Here is an 8,511-nt window from a genome sequence, read left to right as displayed (position 1 = left end):
CCCCCTGCCGCGCCAGCGCCGCGTGGCGCTCCACCAGCGCCTCGGCGCGCGCTGGCGTGCGGTTGACCACCACCACGCACCGTGGCCGGCGCGCCAGCAGGGGGCCCAGCGCGCCTGCGGCCGCGCCGCCCGCCCCGAGCAGCAGCACGGCGCGGCCCGCCAGCGCCACCCCCGCGCCGGCCTCGATGTCGGCGACCAGCCCCAGGCCGTCGGTGTTGTCCGCGTGCAGCCGGCCGTCCGCGCCGGCCACCAGGGTGTTGGCCGCACCGGCGAGCTGCACGCGCTCGCTCGCGGTGTGCGCGCACTGCGCCGCCTCGTGCTTGAAGGGCACCGTCACGTTGCAACCGCGCCCGCCGCGCCCCAGGAAGGCTTGCAATGTGGACTCGAAACCGTCCAGCGGAGCCAGCAGCCGCTCGTAGTGCAATTGCTGCCCGGTCAGGGCGGCAAAGCGCGCGTGGATCCAGGGCGAGCGGCTGTGGGCCACGGGATTGCCCAGCACGCAGTACAGGTCCGGCGAGTCCGGCTCGGATGCGGTCATGGCGGCACCTCAGCGCAGCGAAGTTTCCAGCGTCTGCTCGCGCGTGAACCGAAAGCGCGAGACGACGGCGATCTGGTCGGCCTTGGCGCGCATGGCCGGGCCGAAGTTGCCGAACGGACCGGCGGCGCGGGCGATCGCCTCGGCGCGGCGGTCGAGCTGGGCGTTGCCCGAGCCCTGCACGATTTCCGTGTCGAGCACGCGCCCGTCGTGGTTCACCGTGAGGATCATCACCAGCTCGCCGTAGAGCTTGCGGCCGGCGTGCTCCGGGAAATTCTGCGTGCCCTTGTCCTCGATGCGCCGGCGCAGCGCGTCGTAGTAGATGGCATACACCTCCTCGCGGGTGGCGGGGCTGATGTAGCGCTTGCGCGGGCGGACGTTTTCCTCGTCGATGCGCCGCTCAATCTCCGCCAGGAGCTTCTGCAGCTGCAGGCGCTTTTGCTCCTGCGCCTCCTGCTCGCGCGCCTCGCTCGCCTGCTCGGGCTCTGCCGCCGGCAGCAGCGCCAGCTCGCGCCGCACCTGCGCCAGCAGCTGCATCTGCTGCTCGAGCATGCGGTCCATCTGGCGCTGCGCCTCCTCCAGGTCGTCGCCGATGGCCGTGAGCGCCGAGTAGGGCAGCGGGCTGGTGGCGCGCCCCGCCTGGGCGTCGCCCCCTCCGGCGAGCGTCGCCTGGGCGATGGCCTGGGCCTTGTCCGGGCGCTCCGCGGTGGACTGGGCATTGACCAGGATCACTTCCAGCGACGTGTCCTGGAACACGCGGTTGAAGCCTTCCGGGTCGACGAAGCGCACGGTGAGCAGGGCCGCGTGCAGGGCGAGCGAGACGGCCAGGGCGATCTGCAGGGTGGAGAAGCGCCCGAGGGCGGCGAGGGCAGGCGAGGTCACGGCGCGCGATTATCGGCGCTGCCGGCAGCGCCCGGCCCTCCTTCGCCGCGCGCGCTCTCGGCGTCGTCCAGATCGAGGGCGATGGCGATCGGGCCGGCGGTGGCGGCTTCCTCGCCCTCGTCGTCGTCCACCGGGCCGTCGTCGCGCGGATCCAGCGGATCGTCGATGCGCTCGATGACGGTGCCGTGCACGTCGAGCGCGATCTCGTCGATCTCGCCCAGCCGCACGCGCACCCGCGCACCGCGCGCCAGCGACTGCACGCCCAGCACCGGCAGCACCAGCGGCAGCGTGTCCGCGCGCACCAGGAAGTCGCCCCCCTGCACGTTGTCGCGGATCACGGTGCCCACGATCTCCTGGATGCCGTTTTGCTGCAGGTACTTGAGCGTCCACAGCCGCTCCATGCTGGCCTGGTAGGCGTTGTAGGCGCCGTAGGTGGCATCGAAGCTGCTGATGATGGAAAACAGCTCCGCGTCCTTGGGCTTGAAGGGCGCGGCCAGCGCGGCGGTCCTGCCATGGCGCGCGCAGGCAATCACCTGCCACTGGTTCACCAGGTCCACGTAGCGGCGCAGCGGCGAGGTCGCCCAGGCGTAGCTCTTCACGCCGATGCCCGCATGCGGCAGCGCGCGCGTGCCCATGCGCACCTTCACGCCCGGCGCCAGGCTGGCCTGGCTGCGGTAGATGCCCGGCACCCCGGAGTCGGCCAGCATCTGGCCCCAGGTGCTGTTGGCGACGATCGCCGCCTCGGCCACGATCAGGTCCAGCGGCGCGCCGCGCCGGCGGGTCTCGATGGCCACGGTCTCGCTGCCGTCCGGCTCTTCGCCCACCTGGCCCTCGAGGCGGAAGGTGTAGTCGGGCCGCGAGAAGGTCTCCGGCTTGCCGCGCACCGCCTCGCGCTGCGCCTTCAGGTGGCGCGCCAGGCGGTACAGGAAGGACAGCTGGTCGCGCAGCGCCAGCAGCGCCTCGGGCGTGCCCTCTACCTGCAGCTGCGGGTCGGCCAGCCACTGCTCGGTGACGATGTGGTCGAGCTGGTCGTGGCGCAGGTTGACGCTGACGGGCACGCGCTCGAGCACGGTCTCGTGCCCGGTGATGATCAGCGAGGCCTCGTCGATGGTGACGTAGAGCGAGACCGCCGGGTTGGCGCGCTCCTGGTCCAGCGTGAAACGCTGCACCACCTCATCGGGCAGCATGGTGATCTTGTGGCCCGGCATGTACACCGTGGACAGGCGCGTGCGCGCCACCTGGTCGAGCGCGTCGCCCGGCTGGATCGCCAGGCCCGGCGCGGCGATGTGGATGCCCAGGCGCACCGTGCCCGTCCCCAGCCCGGTCAGCGACAGCGCATCGTCGATCTCGGTGGTGGCCGAGTCGTCGATGGAATAGGCCTGCACCTCGGCCAGCGGCAGCTCCTGCGTGGGCGCCGGCAGCGGCAGCTCGGGAAAGCCCGTGCCGCGCGGAAAGTGCTCGAACAGGAAGCGCTGCCAGTGGAACTGGTAGCTCGACTGGATGGCGCCGGCGCGCGTGAGCAGCGCCAGCGGCGCCAGCTGCGCCAGCCGGCTGGCCTCCACCACGGCCTTGTATTCGGGCGCGTTCTTGTCGGGCTTGAACAGGATGCGGTAGAGCTGCGCGTGGATCGCCTCCGGGCAGCGACCGGCCACCAGCTCGCCGGCCCAGGCGTCGATCTGCGCCTGCACCTGCTGCTTCTTCTCGATCGCCGCCAGCGCCTGCTGCACCACCTCGGCCGAGGCCTTGCGAAAGCGCCCCTTGCCGGCGCGGCGGAAGTAGTGCGGCGCCTCGAACAGCGCCAGCAGCATCCCGGCCTGCTCGGTGGGCGGGGCAGATGCGGAGAAGTAGTCGCGCGCCAGCTCGGCAAAGCCGAACTCCTCGTCGGGCGCGAATTCCCAGGCCAGCGGCAACTCGATGCCTTCTGCCACAGCGCGCGCCTGCGCGAGCAACTCGGCAGGCTGCGGTTTGTCGAAACGCAGCAGGATGTGGGCCGCCTTGACCTTCACCCGCTTGCCCGAGTCAAGCTCGACCTGGGCCGAGGTGTCGGTCTCGGAAAGGATGCGGCCGGCCAGGAACTTGCCGGCGTCGTCGAACAGTGCATGCATAGGGAGGGGATTTTCCCATGCGGGCCGGGGCCGCCGCGGCCGCACCCCGCCGCCCCTTCAGCCCACCAGGTCGCAGAAGGCCATCACCTGCGGCAGCAGCTCCGGAAAATTGCTCAGCGCGTGGTCGCCCCCGGGCAGCACGAGCTGGCGCGCCTCGGGGTAGCGCGCCACCATCTCGCGCCAGTCGAGCAGCTCGTCGCCCTGGGCGGCGATCAGCAGCTGCGGGCCGGCGGGGCCGTGCCCGCGCACGTCGAGCGCACGCAGCTCGTCGATGTATTCGGCGCGGAAGAAGAAACGCTCCTCGGGCGAGTGCCACGCGGTCTGCTCGCCGATGTAGCGCGCCAGGTCGCGCGCCGGATCCACCGCCGGGTTGAGCAGCACGCTCGCGCAGCCGCGCTGGTGCGCCACCCAGCTCGCGTAGTAGCCGCCCAGCGAGGAGCCGATCACCACCATGGCCGCCCCGTCCGGCCAGGCCGCGATGCCCTCGGCCACCAGCGCCATGGCGGCGCGCGGCGAGGGCGGCAGCTGCGGGCACCAGAACACGGCGTCGGGATGGCGCGTCGCCACGTGCGCGGCGACCATCCGGGCCTTCATGGACTGCGGCGAGGAGCGGAAACCATGCAGGTAGAGCAAGTGCGTTCGGGCCATGGAAGGGCATTGTGCCCGGGCAGCGGATAATTTCGCCCCCATGGCCTCTGCCAAGCCGACTTCCACCTCCACCCACCCGGCGGCGTTCCGCTCGCCCACCCTGGCGCAGCGCGTGCTGCCGCTGCTGCGCGGCTTCGACTGGCCGCTGATCGGGCTGCTGCTGCTGCTCGCCGGCCTTGGGCTGGTCGCCATGTATTCGGCCGGCTTCGACCACGGCACGCGCTTTGCCGACCACGGACGCAACATGCTGCTGGCCGCCGGCGTGATGTTCGTGGTGGCGCAGGTGCGGCCCCAGCGGCTGATGGCGCTGGCCGTGCCGCTGTACGTGCTCGGCCTGGCGCTGCTGGTGGCGGTGGCGCTGTTCGGCATCACCAAGAAGGGCGCGCAGCGCTGGATCAACATCGGCGTGGTGGTGCAGCCCAGCGAGCTGATGAAGATCGCTATGCCGCTGCTGCTCGCCTGGTGGTTCCAGAAGCGCGAGGGCCAGATCCGGGCGCTCGACTTCATCGTCGCCGCGCTGCTGCTGGCGCTGCCCGTGGGCCTGATCATGAAGCAGCCCGACCTGGGCACCGCCCTCCTGGTGCTGGCGGCCGGCGCCTCGGTCATCTTCTTTGCCGGCCTGCCGTGGAAGCTGGTGCTGCCGCCGGTCATCCTGGGCGCCATCGGCATCGCGCTGGTGGTCTGGTTCGAGCCGCAGATCTGCGCCGACGGGGTGCGCTGGCCGGTCTTGCACAACTATCAGCAGCAGCGCATCTGCACCCTGCTCGACCCGACGCGCGACCCGCTGGGCAAGGGTTTTCACATCATCCAGGGCATGATCGCCATCGGCTCGGGCGGCCTGTGGGGCAAGGGTTTCATGGCCGGCACGCAGACGCACCTGGAGTTCATCCCCGAGCGCACCACCGACTTCATCTTCGCCGCCTTCTCCGAAGAGTTCGGGCTGGTCGGCAACCTGGTGCTGATCGGCTGCTTCCTGCTGCTGGTGTGGCGGGGCCTGGCGATCGCCGCGCGCGCCGACACCCTGTTCGAGCGCCTGATGGCCAGCGCCGTGGCGATGATCTTCTTTGCCTATGCCTTCGTGAACATGGGCATGGTCAGCGGCATCCTGCCGGTGGTGGGCGTGCCGCTGCCCTTCATCAGCTACGGCGGCACCGCCATGGCCACGCTCGGGCTGGCGCTGGGCGTGCTGATGTCGGTGGCGCGCGCGCAGCGCGAGGGCGCCGAGCACGGGTAGCGCGGGTAGCCCCGGCGCCAGCGCGGCTGCGGGCGGCTGCCTAAAATGCGACGATGATCTCCCGCGAACCCACCATCGAGCGCCTGGCCATCGCCCGTGAGCTGCTGCTCACGCCCTTCGGGCTGGACGAGACGCACCTGTCGCGCGCCCTGGCACACATCCGCGCGCACCAGGTCGACGACGCCGACCTGTACTTCCAGTACACCCGCCACGAGGGCTGGAGCCTGGAGGAAGGCATCGTCAAGACGGGCTCGTTCTCCATCGACCAGGGCGTGGGCGTGCGCGCGGTGAGCGGCGAGAAGACGGCCTTTGCCTACTCCGACGACATCTCGCTGGCCTCGCTGATGGATGCGGCCGCCACCGTGCGCTCGATCTCCGCCGCCGGCCAGTCGGGGCGCGGGCGGGTGGGGCGCAAGAAGGTGGCGCCCAGCCGCTCGCTGTACGCCGGGCTGGATCCGATCGCCAGCATGGACAGCACCGCCAAGGTCCGGCTGCTGGAGCGCGCCGAGCAGCTGGCGCGCGCGCGCGATCCGCGCGTGGTGCAGGTCATGGCCGGCCTGGCGGCCGAGTACGACGTGGTGCTGGTGGCGCGTGCCGACGGCCTGCTGGCGGCCGACGTGCGGCCGCTGGTGCGCCTGTCGATCACCGTGATCGCCGAGCAGGACGGGCGGCGCGAGGTGGGCTCGTCCGGCGGCGGCGGCCGCCTCGGCCTGGCCTACTTCTCGGACGAGCAGATCGCGCAGTACGCCCAGGAGGCCGTCAACGCCGCCCTGACCAACCTGGACGCGCGCCCCGCGCCGGCCGGCGAGATGACGGTGGTGCTCGGCCCGGGCTGGCCCGGTGTGCTGCTGCACGAGGCTGTCGGCCACGGCCTGGAGGGCGACTTCAACCGCAAGGGCTCGAGTGCCTTCAGCGGCCGCATCGGCGAGCGCGTGGCGGCGCGCGGCGTCACGGTGCTCGACGATGGCACCATCGCCGACCGGCGCGGCTCGCTGAACGTGGACGACGAGGGCCACGCCACGCAGAAGAACGTGCTGATCGAGGACGGCATCCTGCGCGGCTACATCCAGGACAGCCTCAACGCCCGCCTGATGGGCGTCGCCCCCACGGGCAACGGCCGGCGCGAGAGCTACGCCCACCTGCCCATGCCGCGCATGACCAACACCTACATGCTGGGCGGCGACAAGGACCCGGCCGAGATCGTCGCCAGCATCCGGCGCGGCCTGTACGCCACCAATTTCGGTGGCGGCCAAGTGGACATCACCAGCGGCAAGTTCGTGTTCTCGGCCAGCGAGGCCTTCTGGGTGGAGGACGGCCGGATCCAGTACCCCGTCAAGGGCGCGACGCTGATCGGCAGTGGCCCCGAGTCGCTGAAGAAAGTGACCATGATCGGCAACGACCTGCAGCTCGACAGCGGCGTGGGCACCTGCGGCAAGGAGGGCCAGAGCGTGCCGGTGGGCGTAGGCCAGCCGACCCTGCGCATCGAGGGCCTGACCGTGGGGGGCACGGCCTGAAGTCGGGGTGCTGTGGCGATGGGGCAACGCCGCCCCATGTTGCAGCGCCGCAATTCGTGCTACATTGAATCGCATGTCCGCCCTGCGCGCCGCGTCCTCCTCCTTCTGGTTTTACTTTTGGTTCTCTGTCCACGGCGGATGAGAGAGGTACACGCGCACCCCAGAACCCAGCAGAACCCTCCCCCAAGAACCGCCGCAGCTGCCAGCAGCCCGGCGGTTTTTTGTTGGCCCGATCCCCCTTCCAACTCCCCCTTCCATCCACGAGAGGCAGCCATGAACGCACGCATCCCCAGCCCCGATACCTGGTATCGCGACGTCGACCAACGCACCAGCCAGACCGACGACCAACGCATCCAGGACATCACCGTGCTGCCGCCACCCGACCACCTGATCCGCTTCTTCCCGATCCGAGGCTCCGAAGTGGAGAGCCTGATCGCCACCACGCGCCGCTCCATCGGCCGCATCATGTCCGGCACGGACGACCGCCTGCTGGTGGTGATCGGCCCCTGCTCGATCCACAACCCGGAGGCGGCGCTGGAGTACGCCCGGCGCCTGCAGGCGGCGCGTGAACAGTACCGCGACGAGCTCGAGATCGTGATGCGCGTCTATTTCGAAAAGCCCCGCACCACCGTCGGCTGGAAGGGCCTGATCAACGACCCCTACCTGGACGGCAGCTACCGCATCGACGAGGGCCTGCGCATCGCGCGCCAGCTGCTGATCGACATCAACCGCCTGGGCGTGCCGGCGGGCAGCGAGTTCCTGGACGTGATCAGCCCGCAGTACATCGGCGACCTGATCAGCTGGGGCGCCATCGGTGCGCGCACCACCGAAAGCCAGGTGCACCGCGAACTGGCCTCGGGCATCTCGGCGCCGATCGGCTTCAAGAACGGCACCGACGGCAACATCCGCATCGCCACCGATGCCATCCAGTCCGCCAGCCGTGGCCACCACTTCCTGTCGGTGCACAAGAACGGCCAGGTGGCGATCGTCCACACCGCCGGCAACCAGGATTGCCACGTCATCCTGCGCGGCGGCAAGGCACCCAACTACGACGCCGCCAGCGTGCTGGCCGCCTGCCGGGAGCTGGAGGCGGCCGGGCTGCATCCCTCGCTGATGGTGGACTGCAGCCACGCCAACAGCGCCAAGCAGCACGAGCGCCAGCGCGACGTGGCGCGCGACATCGCCGGTCAGATCGCCGGCGGCTCGCGCCACATCTTCGGCGTGATGATCGAGAGCCACCTGCAGGCCGGCGCCCAGAAGTTCACCCCCGGCCAGGACGATCCGCGCGCGCTGGAGTGGGGCAAGAGCATCACCGATGCCTGCCTGGGCTGGGACGATTCGGACGCCTGCCTGGCGGAACTGGCGGCTGCGGTGCGCACGCGCCGCGGCACGGTGTAAGCTCGGCCCCGATTTCCATTCCGACCGAACCCACAAGGCAGCGAGACACCATGCATAGCGAAGTTCTGATCACCCTGAGCCCCGGCGAAGAGCTGCGCCTGGACCTGCAGGGCAGCCAACCCATGGAAGTGGAGCAGGCGCGCCGCTGGCTCGACGACGAGTTCATGCGGCTGGAGTGCGAGCCGCTGCGCGCCA

The 8,511-nt window shown here is 70.7% G+C and carries 7 protein-coding genes; 3 read left to right on the top strand and 4 right to left on the bottom strand.

Annotation, left to right across the window (positions count from 1 at the left end):
- The 4 genes from aroE to A612_RS11360 form a co-directional block, all read right to left on the bottom strand.
- Positions 1-538 (bottom strand): shikimate dehydrogenase (gene aroE, locus A612_RS11375; protein ID WP_019374603.1); only part of this gene is annotated, 538 nt, incomplete at its 3' end.
- A gap of 9 nt (positions 539-547) precedes the next feature.
- A complete protein-coding gene (locus A612_RS11370) occupies positions 548-1,417 on the bottom strand; it encodes an energy transducer TonB (protein WP_019374602.1) in 870 nt (289 codons plus the stop codon).
- On the bottom strand, positions 1,414-3,522 hold the full coding sequence (locus tag A612_RS11365) for a ribonuclease catalytic domain-containing protein (RefSeq protein WP_019374601.1): 2,109 nt from the start codon (positions 3,520-3,522) through the stop codon (positions 1,414-1,416). The genes A612_RS11370 and A612_RS11365 overlap by 4 nt, the downstream gene beginning before the upstream one ends.
- Positions 3,523-3,579: 57 nt before the next feature.
- Positions 3,580-4,170, bottom strand: coding sequence for a YqiA/YcfP family alpha/beta fold hydrolase (locus A612_RS11360; protein ID WP_040436695.1), 591 nt, complete (start codon positions 4,168-4,170; stop codon positions 3,580-3,582).
- A 40-nt stretch (positions 4,171-4,210) separates the two neighbouring features.
- On the opposite strand from A612_RS11360, the gene rodA reads away from it, so the two are divergent.
- The 3 genes from rodA (at position 4,211) to A612_RS11345 (ending at position 8,316) form a co-directional block, all read left to right on the top strand.
- Positions 4,211-5,404, top strand: a complete 1,194-nt coding sequence (rodA, locus tag A612_RS11355) for a rod shape-determining protein RodA (protein WP_019374599.1) — start codon at positions 4,211-4,213, stop codon at positions 5,402-5,404.
- Positions 5,405-5,457: 53 nt separating this feature from the next.
- Positions 5,458-6,918, top strand: coding sequence for a metalloprotease TldD (gene tldD, locus A612_RS11350; protein ID WP_019374598.1), 1,461 nt, complete (start codon positions 5,458-5,460; stop codon positions 6,916-6,918).
- A gap of 273 nt (positions 6,919-7,191) precedes the next feature.
- Entirely contained in the window at positions 7,192-8,316 is a 1,125-nt protein-coding gene (locus A612_RS11345) for a 3-deoxy-7-phosphoheptulonate synthase (protein ID WP_019374597.1), read from the top strand.
- The last annotated feature ends 195 nt before the right edge of the window (positions 8,317-8,511 follow it).

Origin of the sequence: Melaminivora alkalimesophila, assembly GCF_000282995.1 — a bacterium.
Taxonomy (GTDB): domain Bacteria; phylum Pseudomonadota; class Gammaproteobacteria; order Burkholderiales; family Burkholderiaceae_C; genus Melaminivora; species Melaminivora alkalimesophila.
This window is presented reverse-complemented; position numbering and strand designations above follow the sequence as displayed.